This is a genomic window from Streptomyces sp. NPDC001068, assembly GCF_042897315.1.
In the GTDB taxonomy this organism is placed as follows: domain Bacteria; phylum Actinomycetota; class Actinomycetes; order Streptomycetales; family Streptomycetaceae; genus Streptomyces.
Genome location: NZ_JBIAYD010000006.1, coordinates 391990 through 407961, shown reverse-complemented (window position 1 = coordinate 407961; position 15972 = coordinate 391990). Strand labels below are relative to the sequence as shown.

The following is a 15972-nucleotide window of genomic DNA, read 5'->3' as shown; positions in this document are numbered from 1 at the left end:
GATGAGCTTCGCACTCTCCCCGGCCAGGCCCCTGCGGCTGCCACCGGTCCTCGCCGCGGTCGCCGTGCTCGCCGTCCTGGCGCTTCCGCTCACCCCGGCCGGCGACGAGAGCGGGGCGGGCCCGGCGGACGCGGTGTCCGCGCTGGTGGTCCTGTACGCGGCGGTGCGGACCGTGCGCGAGCGGCGCCGGCCCCTGTCCGCGACCGCCGCGGTGGTGCTGGGCATGCCCGTGGTGGGGCTGGCCGTCGCGGCGGCCGGCGCGGCCTCGCCGGGCGCCGCGCTGACCGGCCTCGGCCGCTACCTCCAGGTGTTCGTCCTGGTCCCCGCCGCGGTCCTGCTGCTGATCCGGGACCGGGCCGACTTCCGGCTGCTGGCCTGGTCGTTCGTGGGGCTCGCGGGATGGCAGGGCGCGGTGGGGGTGCAGCAGTACCTCACCGGGACCGGGGCCTCCTACCAGGGCGAGGAGATCCGCGCGGTCGGCACGTTCGGGCCGCAGGACGTGATGGGCATGGCGACCGTGGTGTCGTTCGGCGTGGTCTGCGCGCTGGGGCTGGCGCTCGGGCGCTCCCCGGTACGGCAGCGGGTGGCGGCCGGCGCGTGCGCGCTCGCCCTGCTGCTGCCGCTGGCCGTGTCCTTCAGCCGCGGGGCCTGGATCGCGACGGTGCTCACCTGCGGTGTTCAGCTGGCGCTGGCCGGGCTGCGGCGGGCGCTGAAGGTGGCGGCGGTCGCCCTCGCCGCGGGCGTGGTGCTGGTGGGGGGCCTCGGGGTCGGTACGGCCATGCTCCAGGAGCGGCTCAGCAGCATCGGGCAGGTGACCGACGCCCCGGACCAGTCGGTGGTCGACCGCTACACACTGTGGGCGGCCGCCTCCGGCATGTGGCGCGAACACCCGGTGACCGGCGTCGGGTTGAAGAACTTCCCGGCGTACCGGGACGGGCATGCCTCCCTGGCGCTGTCCTCCGGCAGCGACACCGAGGGGGCCGGGGCCGCGTTCCGCAGGCAGCCGCTGCTGTCGCCGCACAACATGTACCTGCTGGTGCTGAGCGAGCAGGGGCTGCTCGGGGCGCTGGCGCTGGCGGGCAGTTGGCTGGCGCTGCTGGTGTGCGGCCTGCGCGGGCTGTGGCGGGTGCGCGGCGGCGACGGCCTGGACTGTGCGCTGGTGGGGTGCGGACTGCTGGTCTGGCAGCTCGTGGACTTCGCCTACGCGGACATCGGCGGGCCGTCGACCGTGCTGACGGCCGTGGTGTTCGGGGCGGTCGCCTGGTGGGCGTTGGCGGGGGCGGAGCGGTCGGCATGACGATCACACCGTCGAGGACCTCGGGTGTGCCCGGGTCACGCATCGACAGCGGATCGGTGGGGGCCGGGCGCTCCCGCCCGGCCGAACCGCAGCCGTCACAGCCGGGCCCCGCGGGCGAGGATCCGTCCTCCCGCGGCGTGCTCGCCAAGGCGGCGCTGGTCACCGCGACCTTCTCCGTCGTCGGCTCGCTCCTCGGACTCATCCGGGACCAGTCGCTGGCCCGGCTGTTCGGGGCCGGCCAGGAGACCGACGCCTTTCTCGTCGCCTGGACCGTTCCGGAGTTCGCGGCGACGCTGCTCATCGAGGACGGGCTCGCCTTCGCGCTGATCCCCGCCTTCAGCGTGGCGCTAGCCAAGCGGGCCCAGGGGACCCCCGGCGACCCCGTCCGGGCCCTGGTCGCCGGGACCCTGCCCAGGCTGTCCCTGGCCTTCGCGGCCGTCGGCGCCCTGCTCATCGTGGGTGCCCCGCAGCTGGTCGAGGTGCTCGCGCCCGGTCTGCCCGACCCCGGGCTCGCCGTGACCTGCACCCGGCTGACCGCCACCTGTGTGCTGACCTTCGGGCTGGCCGGGTACTGCAGCGCCGCCCTCCGCGCCCACCGGCGGTTCCTCGCGCCGGCCGCGATCTACGTCGCCTACAACACCGGCATCATCGTGGCGATGTTCGCGCTCGGCGGCCACTGGGGCGTGCGGTCGGCCGCGGCCGGGGTGGCGGCGGGGGGCCTGCTGATGGTCGCCGTACAGGTTCCCTCCCTGCTCAGGCAGTTGCGGCGGCGGGTCAAGACCGCCGAAGGCGCCCCGGTCGCCGAGGCGGAGCCGCTGAACATCGTGCTGATGGCCACCGTGCTGCTGTTCGCGCTGTGCCGGCAGTCGCAGGTGCTGATCGAGCGGTTCCTCGCCTCGCATCTGCACTCGGGGGCCATCTCGCACCTCAACTACGCGCAGAAGGTCGCGCAGATCCCGATGTCGATGTCGCTGATGCTGTGCACGGTCACCTTCCCGGTGGTGGCCCGGGCGCTGGCCGAGGGCGACACCGAACGGGCCAGGCGCCGGGTGGAGCGGGACCTGTCGGTGGCCGCCGCCGTCGTCCTGCTCGGCACCGCCGTGGTCGTGGCGTGCGCGCCGCAGCTCATCCATCTCCTGTTCCAGCGCGGGGCGTTCACCGCGGCGGACACCGCCGCCACCGCCGCGGTGATGCGTGTCTACGCGCTCGGGCTGCTCGGGCAGACCATGGTCGGCGTGCTGGTCCGCTCCTACTTCTCGGCGGGCCGCGCCACCTGGTACCCGGTCGCCGCCATGGCCGCCGGGATCGTCGTGACCTCCTGGATCGGCGCCATGGCGGTGGGCCGGTACGGCGTCACCGGCATCGCCGCCGCCAACGCCACCGGCATCACCGTCACCGCCGTGCTCCTGCTGTCCGGCATGGGCCCGCGCAGCGTCCCGATCCGTACCCGGCGGGTGCTGGCCGAACTGAGCCGGCCGGTGCGGGCCGCCGTGATCGCCACGGTGGTCGGCACCTTCGTCGCGGCGCGGCCCGCGGACCCGTTCACCGGCCTGCTGGCCGGCTCCGCGGCCGTGACCGCGGTCTTCGTCCTGCTCGGCTGGGCGCTGGACGCCCAGGGCTTCGCACCCGCACTCCGTTCCGTAGGCACCGTCACCCGAAGGCTCGCGCATGCCGTCTTCCATTGAGTCCGCCGAGATCGAGTCCGCCGAGCGCGTCAGACACCTGACGGGCCCGGTTCCCTGGATCGCCATGTACCACTCCGTGGGCGACTGTTCGGACGACCCGTACCAGGTCACCGTCAGTCCCGACCGGCTGGCCGGACAGCTGAGCTGGCTGCGCCGGCGCGGGCTGCGCGGGGTGTCGGTCCGCGAACTGCTCGCCGCCCGCGCCCGCGGCGAGGGGCGGCGGCTGGTGGGGCTCACCTTCGACGACGGCTACGCCGACTTCCTCGATCACGCCCTGCCGCTGCTCGACCGCTGGGGCTGCGGCGCCACTCTCTTCGTCCTGCCCGGGCGGCTGGGCAGCGACAACCGCTGGGACTCGCTCGGGCCGCGCAAGCCGCTGCTGACCGCCGAGGGGGTCCGGCGGGCGGCGGCGGGCGGCGTGGAGATCGGCTCGCACGGGCTCACCCACGTCGACCTGACGAAGGCAGACGCGGACACCCTCAGGGCCGAGACCGCCGACAGCCGGGCCCTGTTGGAGGAGCTGGTCCAGGCCCCCGTGGACGGCTTCTGCTACCCCTACGGGACCGTCGACCGGCGCGCCGTCGAGGCCGTGCGGGACGCCGGATACGGCTACGGCTGCGCCATCGACCCCGGTGAGCTGACCGGCCTCCACACCCTGCCCCGGGTGCACGTCGGCCAGCGCGACCGGGCCCTGCGCCTCTTCCTGAAGTACCGGCTGCACCGGCTGCGCCGGCGTCCCGTCGAGGGGCTGTGAATGAGGGCTCTGCATGTCATCACCGGGCTCGGGGTCGGCGGTGCGGAACAGCAGCTCCGGCTGCTGCTGCGCCATCTGCCGGTCTCCTGTGACGTCGTCACGCTCACCAACCCCGGTGCGGTGGCCGACGGGCTGGCCGCCGACGGGGTGCGGGTGGTCAACCTGGACATGGCCGGGAACCGGGACCTGGCCGCGCTCCCCCGCCTGGTCCGGGTCATCCGGCAGGGCCGCTACGACCTCGTCCACACCCATCTCTACCGGGCCTGTCTCTACGGGCGGATCGCCGCGCGTCTCGCGGGTGTCCGGGCCGTCGTCGCCACCGAGCACTCGCTCGGCGACACCCAGCTGGAGGGGCGCAGGCTGACCGCCGGGGTCCGGGCGCTGTACCTCGCGGGCGAGCGGCTCGGCCGGTCCACGGTCGCCGTCTCCCCCAGCGTCGCCATGCGGCTGCGCCGCTGGGGGGTGCCGGGGCCCCGGATCGAGGTCGTCCCGAACGGCATCGACCTGGAGCGGTTCCGTCACGACCCGGAGCTGCGGCGGCGTACCCGGGACCGGCTCGGGATCGCGCGGGACGCGTTCGTGGTGGGCGGCGTCGGGCGGCTGGCGCCCGGCAAGCGGTTCGACGTCCTGATCCGGGCGCTCCTCGAACTCCCGCCCGACTGCGTGCTGCTGCTCGTCGGCGGCGGGCCGCAGGAGGGGCCGCTCCGCCGGGCCGCCGAGCAGTACGGGGTCGCCGCCAGGGTCGTGTTCGCCGGTGAGCGACCGTACCTCTCCGCCGATCCCGCCGATCCCGACCTGCCCGCCCTCGCCTCCGCCATGGACGTCCTGGCCTCGCCCTGCGCCGAGGAGGCCTTCGGGCTCGCGGTGGTCGAGGCGCTGGCCGCCGGGCTGCCCGTCCTCTACAGCTCGTGCCCGGCCGTCGAGGACCTGCCGCCCGGGGCCGCCCCCGCCGCCCGCCGGGTCGAGGGCGGCGCGGACGCCTTCGCCGGGGCGCTGGCCGCCGTCCGCGCCGCCGGGCCGGGCCCGCGCACCGCGCCGGAGGCCGCCCGTCACTACTGCATCACCCGCAGCGCCGCCCAGCTCATGGACGTCTACGCGGCCGCACTCGCCACCGTCCCTCAGGGAGTCAGCACGCCATGACCGAGAACACCATCAGGGCAGCCCGCCCGTTCACCCGCACCCGCGGGGTCCCACCCTGGTCGCTGCTGGCGGCCGGGGTCCTCGCCGGCGGGCTGCTGGGCGGCGCCTACGGCGTGCTCACGCCCGCCGACTACACCGCGACCAGCTATGTCGTCGTGGTGCCCACGGACCGGTCCGACACCGCCACCGCGCAGGGCTTCGCGCAGGCCTACGGCCGGGTCGCGACCCAGCTCGCGGTGCTCGGGGACGCCCAGGCGTGGGCCGGGGTGCCGGTGGACACGCTGCGGCGGAGCGTGCAGTCGGAGACCTCGCCGGACGCGCCGATGGTCGCCGTGTCGGCCACCTCGCCGCACCCCCTGCAGGCCGCCGACATGGCGAACGCGGTGGCCCGCTCGCTCACCCAGCACGCCAACGACACCAAGGCCGACACGCACGTCGAACTCCTGCAGTTCTCCCGGGCCCTGAAGCCGGCCGCGCCCACCTCGGCGTCGACGAAGGTGACCGGTCTGGTGGGCGCGAGCGCGGGCGGGCTGCTGGCCGGGCTGGCGCTGCTGGTGCGGCCCCGGCGCCGCGAGGAGGAGAGCGTCCCGCAGGCCTCCGTGCCGGGACCGACGGTCGCCGCCGACGTGCACGGCCAGCTGTGACGACGACGGCCCACCCGACGCTCGCCGCGCACACCACGGAACTCGTCACCGACGAGCGCGTCTTCGCCGAACTGGCCCCCGCCTGGGGGCGCCTGTACCGGCGGTGCGGTACGGCCACCCCGTTCCAGAGCCACGCCTGGCTGCACTCCTGGTGGCGCTCCTACGGGGTTCCGGGCCGGCTCCGCCTGGTCCTGGTGCGCCACGGCGGCGAACTGGTCGGCGCGGCCCCCCTGATGCTGGCGCACCGGCCGCTGCCCGCGCTGGTACCGCTCGGCGGGGCGATCTCGGACTACACGGACGTGCTGCTCGCCGACGGCGACGACGGCCGGGCCGCCGACGCCCTCACCCGGGAACTCGCCGTGGCGGCGCGGACCGCGCTGATCGACTTCCGCGAGGTGCGTCCGGGCGGTGCGGTGGAACGGGTGTACGAGCGCTGGCACGGACCGTGCCGGAAGGTGCCCGACTCGCTGTGCCTGGAGCTGCCGGCCGTCCCCATGGACGAGCTGATGGCCCGGCTGCCCGCGAAGCAGGCCCAGCGGGTGCGCGCCAAGCTGCGCAAGCTCGGCTCGCTCGGGGTGCGCCGGGACGTCGTGGCACCGGAGGGCGTGGACACCGCGCTCGGCCGGCTCCTCGATCTGCACCGGCTGCAGTGGCAGGAGCGGAAGGTGACGACGGAACACCTCCAGTCGCGGTTCCGGGAGCACCTGGTGCGCTCGGTGGGGCCGATGGTGCGCTCCGGGGACGCGGTGGTCACCGAGTTCCGGCTCGACGACGAGGTGGTCGCCGTCGATCTGACGCTGCTGTCGCCGAGCCTGGCCGGCGGCTATCTGTACGGGGCGCATCCGCGGTTGCGGGAGCGCAAGGCGGACGTGGCGGTGATGCTGCTCGACGCCTGTACCCAGCACACCGGGGCCGGCGACCGGGGCGCGCTGAGCCTGCTGCGCGGGAACGAGCCGTACAAGCACCACTGGCGGCCCCGGCCGGTCGCCAACCAGCGGCTGTTGCTGGCCCGGCGCCGCACCGCGCCGCTGCTGACGGCGGCGCTGTGCGACGCCGCCGCCCGGCAGCGGGTCAAGGAGGTGCGGCACCGTTGGAAGGAGCGCCGGCAGGACTAGCTCCGGGTGCGCGACCACCAGTCGAGGCGGAGGCACAGTTTCCCGCCGAGCCAGTACTCGATCCAGTCGCCCAGGTCCATCGGCGCGCAGCCGGCCGGTGGCGTGGTGCCGGGAGTGGGAGTCGGAGTGGGAGTGGGTGTCGGAGTGGGTGTCGGCTTCGGCTCGGAGGCGGCCGGGGTGGGGGTCGCGGTGTCGGTCCGGCCGGACAGGGCCGTCCGGTAGACCCGCGACGCGAGTGGGTTGTCCGAGCACTGCCAGACACCGTGCGGGCAGTAGTCGGTCAGCGTGTTGTAGAGCGGTTTGTGCTCCTCCATCCAGGCGAGCATGCGCCGCATGTACTCGGCGTTGTCGCCGTTGCGGAACAGGCCCCATTCCGGATAGGAGACGGGCTTCTTGTGGGCTTTCGCGAAATCGACGTGTTCCTGGAGCCCGAACGGCTCCCGCACCTGCTCGTCGAAGGAAAGGCCGCTCGGCTGGTCGTAGGAATCCATGCCGACGATGTCGACCGTGTCGTCCCCGGGGTAGCACTGCGTCCACGGCACCGCGTCGCGGCCCCGGCTCGGCGTGAAGTCGAACCGGAATCTCTGGCCCGGCACCGCGCGCATGGTGGTGACGATCCGGTTCCAGTACTTCTTCCAGGCTTCCGGGTCGGGCCCGCAGCGATGGGTGTAGGTGATGCCGTTCATCTCCCAGCCGAGCACCACGACCGTGTCCGGCACCTCCAGCTTCACCAGCCGTTCGGCCAGCGCCCTGAAGTGGTGATCGAACTGCCCGGCGGCGCCCCGCGCGAGCAGGGACCGGACCTCGGCGTCCCCGATGTGGTCCTCGTTGCGCTCCTGCATGGGCACGTTGAGGACGAGCATCCGGTCGTCCTTCTCCCGCCGCCAGTGCGCCCAGACGTCCAGGAATCCGGGTGCGCCCTCGATGTCGGCCCAGCGGTCGCCGGGCAGATACGTGTGCGCGACCTTCAGTTCGGTGCCGCCGAGCCAGCCGCTCAGCTGGGCCATGCGGGCCACGCCCAGCGGGCCGGAGTCCAGGAAGGCCCCGAAGGCCGGCGGCGCCGCCTTGGCGGATGAGGCCGCGACCGGCACCGGACTCGCCGGTACCGCCGCCGGACTCACCACCGCCGGCAGCGGAGCCGCCGACGCCGGGACGGAGGTCGTGGGGGTCGGAGCCGGTGTCGGGTCGGTGACCAGCGCCACCTCCGCACCCGCGGCGAATCCCGGACCGGTGGCCAGGGTCGCCGAGGCTACGACGGCCGCCGCCACCGCCGCGACCACAGCCCCCCGGTGCGACCGGGACCTCGGCTGCTTTCGCTGCTGTGGAGCCATTCCTGCTCCTTTCTCCACGACATTACTGACACTCAGTCATATCAATATGAATTCCGCCAGTGCGGCTGCGGCTTTCGGGTGTGCCGAACGCCCGCGCGGGTGAACCGACGCAAAGGAAACAGTCCGTGTCGCTGCTAGACATCCGGGTTCCCGCGGTTCTGCTGCGGATCGACCGGAATCCCTTTCACCACGGCACCCTCGGGGCCGTCCGCTCGCTCGGCAGAGCAGGCGTGGACGTCCATCTGGTCGCCGATTCCACCGGCAGCCCGGTCGGCAGGTCCCGTTTCGTACGGCAGCTGCATCCGCCGCCGGCGCCGGGCGCGTCCGCCACGGAGATCGTGGCCGTGCTGCGCCGGGTGGCGGCGCGGATCGCCCGGCCGGCGGTGCTGATCCCGATGGACGACGCGAGCGCGATCGCCGTCGGCCGGTACCGCGAGGAACTCCATCCCGCCTACCTGCTGCCGCAGCAGCCCGCCCTGCTTTCCGAACAGGTCGCCGACAAGGCCGAGTTGGCCGAGGTGTGCACGGCGGCCGGCATCCCGCACCCGCAGACCCTCGTCCCCGACAGCGCCGAGCAGGCCGCTGCCGCCGCCTGGCGGCTCGGACTCCCGGTGGTCGCCAAGTGGAGCCGGCCCTGGCTGCTGCCGGCCGGATCCGGGCTGCGCAGCACGGTGGTGGTGCGCTCCGCGCGGGAGGCGCGGGAGCTGTTCCTGCGGGCCGAGGAGGCGGGCAGCAGGCTGCTGCTCCAGGAGTTCCTGCCGCCCGGCCAGGACCGCGACTGGTTCTTCCACGGTTACGCCGACAGCACCGGGACGGTGCGCGCCGGCGGTTCGGGCCGCAAGCAGCGGTCCTGGCCGCGCGGGGCGGGCCTGACCTCGGTCGGACTGTGGACGCCCAACCCGCAGGTGCAGGGACTGGCCGAGCGGCTCACCGGCGAACTGGGCTTCCGGGGCATCTTCGACCTGGACTTCCGGCGCTGCGGCAGCACCGGCCGCTACCACCTCCTCGACTTCAACCCGCGTCCGGGCGCGCAGTTCCGGCTCTTCACCGACGGCATGGGCCTGGACGTCGTACGCGCCCTGCACCTGGACCTGACCAACTGTCCGCTGACCGCCGGGGCGCCGCTGGCCGGGCGGGCGTTCGTGGTGGAGAACTACGCGCCGCTGAGCGCGCTGCGGCCGGCCCCGCGCGGACGCGAGCTGGCCTGGAGCGCGCCGGACGACCGGGGACCGGGCCTGGCGATGTGGGCGCTGTGGGGCCGGCACGTGGCGGGCCGGCTCCTCGGCCGGCTGCGCCCCGGGCGGGCCCCGGTCCCCGCTCCGGCCTCCGTCGTGGTCCGCCAGGCCGGGGAACCGGCCGGGGAGCGCCGCCCGGTGGTCCCCGACGAGGAACTCTCCACGGTGTCCGGCGCCGCCGGCCGCGCCGGTCCGCCCGACCGGTCCGACCGGTCCGACCGGTCCGACGACGAGAAAGCGAGCAGCCGCTGATGTACGACCTGCTGGTGGTGGGCGCGGGCCCGTACGGTCTGTCCATCGCGTCCCACGCGGCGGCGGCCGGGCTGAACGTCCGCCTCTTCGGCCGCCCGATGGCGTCCTGGCGCGACCACATGCCCCGCGGGATGTTCCTCAAGTCCGAGCCCTGGGCCTCCAACCTCTCGGACCCCGAGGCGCGTTGGCGGCTGGACGCGTACTGCGCGGGCCGCGGGGTCGAGGCCCGGCACGGCCGGCCCATCCCGCTGGACATGTTCGCCGAGTACGGGCTCTGGTTCGCCCGCAACGCCGCTCCGCCCGTCGACGAGCGCACCGTCATCCGGATCGAGCCCCGCACCGGCGGCTTCGACGCGACGACGGAGGACGGCGAGACGCTGTGCGGACGGACCGTCGCCCTCGCGGTCGGCGTTCTGCCGTTCGTCGAGATCCCGTCCGCGCTGCGCGGCCTCTCCCCCGACCTGGTCTCGCACAGCAGCCACCACGCCGACCTCGACCGTTTCCGGGGCCGGGACGTCACGGTGGTCGGCGGCGGCCAGGCGGCCCTGGAGACCGCCGCGCTCCTCGCCGAACAGGGCGGCAGGGTGAGGGTGCTGGTGCGCGCGAAGGAGCTGTGCTGGAACGAGGTGCCGCCGCCCTGGGAACGCCCCTGGTGGCAGTCGGCGCGGGCGCCGCACAGCGGCCTCGGCCCCGGCTGGCGCAACTGGTTCTACTCGGAGCGACCCGGCCTGTACCGGCGGCTGACGGAGCCGACCCGGGCGCGGATCGCGGCCACGGCACTCGGCCCGGCCGGCGCCTGGTGGGTGCGGGAGCGGGTGGAGTCCGGGGTTGAGGTGCTGCTCGGCCGTGAGGTGATGGCCGCCCGCGCGACCCCGGGCGGGGTCCGCCTGGACACGGCCGTGCGCGGCGACGGTACGGACACCCTGACCACCGAACACGTCATCGCGGCCACGGGGTTCAGGGCGACCCGCGAGCGGCTCCGGCTCCTGTCCGACGGCCTGCGGACGACGCTGGGGACCGGGGCCGACGGGGCCCCGGAGGTCGACCGGGGCTTCGAGTCGTCGTACCCCGGGCTGTTCCTGGCCGGTCTGATCACGGCCTCGGGCTTCGGCCCGGCGATGCGCTTCGTGCACGGGGCCACGTTCACCGCGGACACACTGGTGCGCGGGGTCCGGCGGCGACTGCGGTCGGGTCCGGCCGGCTGGGGTGTCGGCGCGGACCGCCGCGACCCGGTGCCGGACGCGGTGCGGAGCTGACGAACGCGGGTGCCGGCCTCCTCCTCGGAGGGGGCCGGCACCCGGGGTGGGCCGATACGGCCGGCCCTAGGGGCGGCGGGAGGCGGCGGCCCGGCCCCGGCGGAAGAGCATCGTCCCGGCCGCGATCAGCGCGGCGGCGGCGGACGAGGCCGCGACCATGGTCCCGCGGTCGCTGCCGGTGTACGGCAGGGAGGGCGGCGGGCCGTGGTGACCGCCGGGCGGGGGCGTCGGGCTCGGCGACGAAGGCGTCGGGCTCGGCACGGGCGGCGTCGGACTCGGAGTCGGCGCCGGGGGCGTCCGGCCGGGCGGCGTCGGTGACGGCGGCGTCGGACTCGGACTCCCGCCGCAGGAGGGCGGCGCCTCCTCCCCGTAGGCAGGCGGCTTCTCGTCACCGTAGGCAGGCGGCTTCTCGTCACCGTAAGCCGACGGCTTCTCATCGCCATAGGCAGGCGGCTTCTCGTCACCGTAAGCCGACGGCTTCTCATCGCCATACGCAGACGGCTTCTCATCGCCATAGGCAGGCGAGGATTCCTCGCCGTACGGCTGCGGGGTGTCCGTGGGTGGGGTCTCGGTGCCGTGGCCCGGGTCGCACTCCGTATCGCCGTAGGACGGTTCGTGCGCCCGGTCGGCGGCCGGCTCGCCGGAATCCGGCTCGTCGGCGCAGGAGTTGCCGGAGGCCGGGTTCAGCGCCGCCGCCAGGTCCACCGAGCCGCCGCACACGTCGACCGGCACGTCCACCGGGGCCTGGACGTTGTCTCCCGACACGACACCCGGTGAACCGCCCGCGGTCGCGGTCGCGTCCGAGTCGGCGAGCGCGGGACTGGCGTACAGGGACAGAATGCCGGTCGCGGCGGCGGCCACGGCCATTCCCCTGCCGAGGGTCTGTCGCATTCTCGTGGTCTTCCTGCTCATAAGTGGAAAGGCCGGCCTCGGAGCGCGGATGCGAAGGATCGGCGGTCCGAGGCCGGCCATGACACAGCCGGACGGCTGGTGTGCCGCGACGTCGTCAGTCGTTGACGCAGGCGCTGCCGAACGAGGGGTTCAGCAGGGCGATGACGTCGACGGTGTTGCCGCAGACCTCGACCGGGACGTGGACCGGAACCTCGATCACGTTGCCGGAGACGACGCCCGGGGAGGCGACGGCAGCGCCCTCGGCACCCGAGTCCGCGAAGGCCGGGACGGCACCGGCCAGGGCCAGGATCGCACCGGCAGCGACAGCAGCGGTCTTCTTCATGAAATTTCCCTTCTCTGCGGTCATGCCCGTATGACGGCCGAAACCGAGCGAGCACAGCATGAACGGCTCGCTTCATGACCGGCGGACTGTAGAACGAGAAATAGGCGGCCGAAGAAACTACGGAACGCGCACCATCGGGTAATTCACTCGAACGCCTTCACCGCGACAATTTCCGGGCACAGCGAAATCCGCCCGGACAGCGCGTGAACGCGCCGTCCGGGCGGATTTCAGGGGGCCGGGGTCACTGGTTGGCGACGCCGTTGGCCGACAGGGCCGAGATGTCGTCCAGGACGTGCGAGACCGGCTCGTCGCCCTTGGCCTGGGTGGAGTTCTCGGCGCACTGCTGGTTCTGCGGCGCGGACAGGACCGGCACGTCCTGGGCCACGCCGACAGCGGCGATGAGGCCGAGGATCCCCTGGAGGTTCGCCTTGGCGGGCAGACCGACGCACAGCTTGTTGAGCGAGCCCTGCACCAGGGTGGCCTGCGGGCTCATCTTGCCCTTGGTCACCGAGTTGCCGAACTGCTCCTGGGCGCCGTTGCCGCTGGCGGAGGTGGTGCCGTGGTCGTTGCCGGTGGCAAGCGCCTGGGGGGCTGCCGCCGCCGACACACCCACGACGGACGCGGCGACCGCCGCCGCGGCCATTGCCTTCTTCAGCATTTCGCTTTCCTTTCCTGGCTCCGTGCGCAAGACGCACGTTCCTGCCCCGCATCAACCGTCCGCGCCCGGAATGGTTGCGGCGGGGGCGCGGCACGTCACCCGATCGGACCGGCCAAGGACCCGGAATTCCCGTGCGGACGCGGGCTCCCACGGCGACTTCGGGGATTTTCGGCGTGTGGGCCATCGGAGTGAATCCGAGCAACCAAAAGCGTCGCGGGGAGTTGACCAGTGGGCTCCGGTGGACGGGGTTCTTCCTGAAGGGAATCGCAAGTGATCAAGAAGGTTCTGGCCGTCGCCGCCGTCGCCGCCTCCGCGGCCGGCGCCACCGCCGTCGCCGCCTCGCCGGCCCTGGCCACCGGCAACGACCACGGCACCACCTCGTTCAGTGGCAACGGCGCCTCGCAGGCGTTCGGCAACTCCGCCACGTACGGCAACATGAGCCCGCAGCTGGCACTGATCCAGGGCTCCTTCAACAAGCCGTGCATCGGCCTGCCCGCCAAGCTGAACGCCCAGGGCCTCGTCGGCCTCGGCGCCGTCGGCGTCCTCCAGGACGTGCCGATCCTCTCCGCGCCGCAGAACCAGCAGTGCGTCGAGAACTCCACCCAGGCCAAGGGCGACGAGCCGCTGTCGCACATCCTGGACGACATCTCGGCGCTGTCCGCCAACGGCACCGGCAACAAGTAGTCCCCGCGCCTTCCGGGCCCCTTCGGGGCGCCTCCGGCCGGCGGGCCGCCGACTTCTCGGCGCCCCGCCGGCCTGCGTCTTTTCCGGCGCCGTCGCTCCCGGACGGGGCGCTCTTCGCCTAATCGGACTGCGCTACTCCGATGGAGGCACAGCACGCAACCCCCGCGGGGTTCCGGCCGTTGACGATCACGCAGCTCCTCCCCGGAGTCCGCCTTTCGAAAGGGATCGAACATGAAGAAGCTGTGGGCAACCGCGGCCGTCGCCGCCACCGTCGCCGGTTTCGCCGCGACGGCCGCCCCGCAGGCCCTGGCCACCGGCAACGACAACGGCACCTCCTCGGCCAGCGGCAACCTGGCCAAGTCGGAGTTCGGCAACTCGGCCACGTTCGGGGACCAGAGCCCGCAGCTCTCGCTGGTTCAGGGCACGCTGAACAAGCCGTGCGTCGGTCTCCCGGTCAAGGCGAACCTCCAGGGCCTGGTCGGCGCCGCCGCCGTCGGCGTCCTGCAGGACGTGCCGGTCCTGTCGGCGCCGCAGAACCAGCAGTGCGCCGAGAACTCCACCCAGGCCAAGGGTGACGAGCCGCTGTCGCACATCCTGGACGACATCTCGGCGCTGTCCGCCAACGGCACCGGCAACCAGTAGTCCAGAGGTTTCCGCGGGCGGCGGGCCACCGGTTCTCCCGGTGGCCCGCCGCCTTTTGGTGTTCCGCGGCTCACTTCCGGTACAGCGCCTCGATCGCCTCGGCGTAGCGGGCGGTCACGGCGTGCCGCTTCACCTTGAGCGACGGGGTGAGCAGTCCGTTGGCCTCCGTGAACTCGCCCTCGACCAGCGCGAAGGCACGGATCGACTCGGCGCGGGAGACGGCCGCGTTGGCGTGGTCGACCGCCTTCTGCACCTCGGCCCGCAGCCGGTCGTCGCGCACCAGCCCGGCGAGCGGGGTGTCCGGCGGCAGCTTCCGTACGGACAGCCAGTGGGCGAGGGCTTCGGGGTCCAGGGTGATCAGGGCGGCGACGAAGGGCCGGTTGTCGCCGACCACCAGGCACTGGCCGACGGGCGCGCGGCTGCGCAGCCGGTCCTCCAGGACGGCCGGGGAGACGTTCTTGCCGCCGGAGGTCACGATGAGGTCCTTCTTGCGCCCGGTGATGGTGAGATAGCCGTCCGCGTCCAGCGCGCCGAGGTCGCCGGTCGCGAACCAGCCGTCGCCGGGCAGCACTTCGGCGGTGGCGGCCGGGTTGTTCCAGTACGACCCGAAGACCACCGGCCCCCTGACGAGCACCTCGCCGTCGTCGGCGATCCGGACGGCCGTCCCGGGGATCGGCTGTCCGACCGTGCCGGGGCGGGGGGCCAGCGGCGGCACGATCGTGGCGGCCGCGCTGGTCTCGGTCAGCCCGTAGCCCTCGTACACGACGATCCCGGCCCCGTGGAAGAACAGGTTGAGGTTCCGGTCCAGCGGGGAGCCGCCGCTGACCGCGTACCGCATCCGGCCGCCGAGTTCCCCGCGGATGCGCCGGTAGACCAGCAGTTCGTACAGCGTCCAGGCGGCGTAGAGCCCGAGGCCGGGACCCTTGCCGGTGCCGAGGAACCTGTTCAGGTGGGCCTCGGCGAACCGCGTGCCGACGCGTTCCGCCCGGTCGAAGGAGGCGGCCCGGCCGATCTTCTCGGCGGTCGCCCGCGCGGTGTCGTGGATCTTCTCGAAGAGGTACGGCACGCCGACCAGGAAGGTCGGCCGGAACTTCCGTAGTGCGGGCCTGAGTTCGTCCGGGCTGACGCTCGGGAAGTGCCCGATCTCGATCCGGCCCATCAGGCAGGCGAGTTGCAGGGTCCGCCCCAGGATGTGGGCCAGCGGGAGGAACAGCAGGGTGGCGGCGCGCTGCCCGGTGACCTCCTGGAAGACCGGGTGCAGCAGCTCGACGGTGTTGGCGGCCTCGGCGTGCAGATTGGCGTGGGTGAGGACGCAGCCCTTGGGGCGGCCGGTGGTGCCGGAGGTGTAGCAGATGGTGGCGGTCGAGCCGGGGGTGAGTCCGGCACGGCGCTCGGCGACGGCCTCGTCGGGGAGGTCCGCGCCGAGGGCACCGAGTTCGGCGAGCGCGTTCGCGTCCAGCTCCCAGACGCGCGGGAGTCGGGGGTGCCCGACGGTGCCGGTGGTGACGGTGGCGGTGTTCTCCGGTGTCTCGGTGACGACGTGGCGGGCGCCGGAGTCCCGGACGATCCACTCCACCTGCTCGGCGGAGGAGGTGGGGTAGACGGGGACGCTCACCCCGCCGGCCGACCAGATGGCGAAGTCGAGGACCGTCCACTCGTAGCGGGTGCGGGACATCAGGGCCACCCGGCCGCCCGGTTCGAGGCCGGCCGCGATCAACCCCTTGGCCACCGCCGTCACTTGGGCGGCGAACTCCGCGGCGGTGACGGTGCCCGCGTCGCGGCGGACCGCCGTGGCGCGGGGGTCCACCGCCGCGTTGGTGAACGGGAGGTCGGCCAGGGATCCGCCGGCGAGCGGGGCGGCGAGACGCTCACGGCGCACCTCCCTCACGACGCCGTTCCCGTCCCTGACGACGTCGATCCGGCCGCGGGCGGCCAGGTCGGTGCGTCGACGTGCTCGCTCGAGGTCGCTGCGTACGCCCATGGGACGCCAACTTACTCACAAGTAAGGTGAGGTCAATGGGTTGCGCCGCAGGGGATGCGGTGGC

General features: G+C 73.7%; 15 protein-coding genes. 10 read left to right on the top strand and 5 right to left on the bottom strand.

The features are described from left to right. The first annotated feature begins 1 nt into the window (after position 1). From ACFY3I_RS19450 to ACFY3I_RS19425, 6 genes are all read left to right on the top strand, one after another. Positions 2-1297: an O-antigen ligase family protein gene (locus ACFY3I_RS19450; protein ID WP_390861655.1), complete on the top strand. Its 1296-nt coding sequence runs from the start codon at positions 2-4 to the stop codon at positions 1295-1297. After that, complete coding sequence (gene murJ, locus ACFY3I_RS19445) at positions 1294-2982, top strand: murein biosynthesis integral membrane protein MurJ (protein WP_390861654.1); 1689 nt, start codon at positions 1294-1296, stop codon at positions 2980-2982. The genes ACFY3I_RS19450 and murJ overlap by 4 nt, the downstream gene beginning before the upstream one ends. A 64-nt stretch (positions 2983-3046) precedes the next feature. Beyond that, a complete protein-coding gene (locus ACFY3I_RS19440) occupies positions 3047-3736 on the top strand; it encodes a polysaccharide deacetylase family protein (RefSeq protein WP_390861784.1) in 690 nt (229 codons plus the stop codon). After that, positions 3737-4876 (top strand): glycosyltransferase, encoded by a 1140-nt coding sequence (locus tag ACFY3I_RS19435; RefSeq protein WP_390861653.1) that lies wholly within the window; start codon positions 3737-3739, stop codon positions 4874-4876. Further along, positions 4873-5520: a lipopolysaccharide biosynthesis protein gene (locus tag ACFY3I_RS19430; protein ID WP_390861652.1), complete on the top strand. Its 648-nt coding sequence runs from the start codon at positions 4873-4875 to the stop codon at positions 5518-5520. Before ACFY3I_RS19435 ends, ACFY3I_RS19430 begins: the two co-directional genes overlap by 4 nt. Further along, on the top strand, positions 5517-6635 hold the full coding sequence (locus tag ACFY3I_RS19425) for a GNAT family N-acetyltransferase (protein ID WP_365296917.1): 1119 nt from the start codon (positions 5517-5519) through the stop codon (positions 6633-6635). Before ACFY3I_RS19430 ends, ACFY3I_RS19425 begins: the two co-directional genes overlap by 4 nt. On the opposite strand, the gene ACFY3I_RS19420 is transcribed toward ACFY3I_RS19425, so the two are convergent. Continuing rightward, complete coding sequence (locus ACFY3I_RS19420) at positions 6632-7966, bottom strand: glycoside hydrolase family 26 protein (protein WP_390861651.1); 1335 nt, start codon at positions 7964-7966, stop codon at positions 6632-6634. The genes ACFY3I_RS19425 and ACFY3I_RS19420 overlap by 4 nt on opposite strands. A gap of 125 nt (positions 7967-8091) precedes the next feature. Here ACFY3I_RS19420 and ACFY3I_RS19415 point away from each other — a divergent pair, with 125 nt between their 5' ends. Both ACFY3I_RS19415 and ACFY3I_RS19410 read left to right on the top strand, forming a co-directional pair. Continuing rightward, positions 8092-9453, top strand: coding sequence for an ATP-grasp domain-containing protein (locus tag ACFY3I_RS19415; RefSeq protein ID WP_390861650.1), 1362 nt, complete (start codon positions 8092-8094; stop codon positions 9451-9453). Next, on the top strand, positions 9453-10709 hold the full coding sequence (locus ACFY3I_RS19410; protein ID WP_390861649.1) for an FAD-dependent oxidoreductase: 1257 nt from the start codon (positions 9453-9455) through the stop codon (positions 10707-10709). Before ACFY3I_RS19415 ends, ACFY3I_RS19410 begins: the two co-directional genes overlap by 1 nt. A 66-nt stretch (positions 10710-10775) precedes the next feature. Here the strand turns inward: ACFY3I_RS19410 and ACFY3I_RS19405 are convergent, their stop codons facing one another. The 3 genes from ACFY3I_RS19405 to ACFY3I_RS19395 form a co-directional block, all read right to left on the bottom strand. Continuing rightward, positions 10776-11600, bottom strand: coding sequence for a chaplin (locus ACFY3I_RS19405; RefSeq protein ID WP_390861648.1), 825 nt, complete (start codon positions 11598-11600; stop codon positions 10776-10778). 115 nt (positions 11601-11715) lie between these two features. Then, a complete protein-coding gene (locus tag ACFY3I_RS19400; RefSeq protein WP_390861783.1) occupies positions 11716-11943 on the bottom strand; it encodes a chaplin in 228 nt (75 codons plus the stop codon). A 241-nt stretch (positions 11944-12184) separates the two neighbouring features. Beyond that, the gene (locus tag ACFY3I_RS19395) at positions 12185-12601 is read right to left on the bottom strand and encodes a rodlin (RefSeq protein ID WP_390861647.1); all 417 of its coding nucleotides are present in this window, start codon (positions 12599-12601) and stop codon (positions 12185-12187) included. Positions 12602-12871: 270 nt separating this feature from the next. Here ACFY3I_RS19395 and ACFY3I_RS19390 point away from each other — a divergent pair, with 270 nt between their 5' ends. Continuing rightward, positions 12872-13285: a rodlin gene (locus ACFY3I_RS19390; RefSeq protein WP_390861646.1), complete on the top strand. Its 414-nt coding sequence runs from the start codon at positions 12872-12874 to the stop codon at positions 13283-13285. Between the two features lie 231 nt (positions 13286-13516). Then, the gene (locus ACFY3I_RS19385) at positions 13517-13927 is read left to right on the top strand and encodes a rodlin (protein ID WP_365291978.1); all 411 of its coding nucleotides are present in this window, start codon (positions 13517-13519) and stop codon (positions 13925-13927) included. Between the two features lie 70 nt (positions 13928-13997). On the opposite strand, the gene ACFY3I_RS19380 is transcribed toward ACFY3I_RS19385, so the two are convergent. Next, positions 13998-15908, bottom strand: a complete 1911-nt coding sequence (locus ACFY3I_RS19380) for an AMP-dependent synthetase/ligase (RefSeq protein WP_390861645.1) — start codon at positions 15906-15908, stop codon at positions 13998-14000. Positions 15909-15972: the final 64 nt, after the last annotated feature.

What these genes read in the sequence shown, in the direction of transcription:
- ACFY3I_RS19385 (WP_365291978.1), top strand. Translation starts at nt 13,517, where the DNA reads ATGAAGAAGCTGTGGGCAACCGCGGCCGTCGCCGCCACCGTCGCCGGT.
- ACFY3I_RS19420 (WP_390861651.1), bottom strand. Translation starts at nt 7,966, where the DNA reads ATGGCTCCACAGCAGCGAAAGCAGCCGAGGTCCCGGTCGCACCGGGGG.
- ACFY3I_RS19450 (WP_390861655.1), top strand. Translation starts at nt 2, where the DNA reads ATGAGCTTCGCACTCTCCCCGGCCAGGCCCCTGCGGCTGCCACCGGTC.
- murJ (WP_390861654.1), top strand. Translation starts at nt 1,294, where the DNA reads ATGACGATCACACCGTCGAGGACCTCGGGTGTGCCCGGGTCACGCATC.
- ACFY3I_RS19395 (WP_390861647.1), bottom strand. Translation starts at nt 12,601, where the DNA reads ATGCTGAAGAAGGCAATGGCCGCGGCGGCGGTCGCCGCGTCCGTCGTG.
- ACFY3I_RS19380 (WP_390861645.1), bottom strand. Translation starts at nt 15,908, where the DNA reads ATGGGCGTACGCAGCGACCTCGAGCGAGCACGTCGACGCACCGACCTG.
- ACFY3I_RS19400 (WP_390861783.1), bottom strand. Translation starts at nt 11,943, where the DNA reads ATGAAGAAGACCGCTGCTGTCGCTGCCGGTGCGATCCTGGCCCTGGCC.
- ACFY3I_RS19405 (WP_390861648.1), bottom strand. Translation starts at nt 11,600, where the DNA reads ATGCGACAGACCCTCGGCAGGGGAATGGCCGTGGCCGCCGCCGCGACC.
- ACFY3I_RS19430 (WP_390861652.1), top strand. Translation starts at nt 4,873, where the DNA reads ATGACCGAGAACACCATCAGGGCAGCCCGCCCGTTCACCCGCACCCGC.
- ACFY3I_RS19410 (WP_390861649.1), top strand. Translation starts at nt 9,453, where the DNA reads ATGTACGACCTGCTGGTGGTGGGCGCGGGCCCGTACGGTCTGTCCATC.
- ACFY3I_RS19435 (WP_390861653.1), top strand. Translation starts at nt 3,737, where the DNA reads ATGAGGGCTCTGCATGTCATCACCGGGCTCGGGGTCGGCGGTGCGGAA.
- ACFY3I_RS19440 (WP_390861784.1), top strand. Translation starts at nt 3,047, where the DNA reads ATGTACCACTCCGTGGGCGACTGTTCGGACGACCCGTACCAGGTCACC.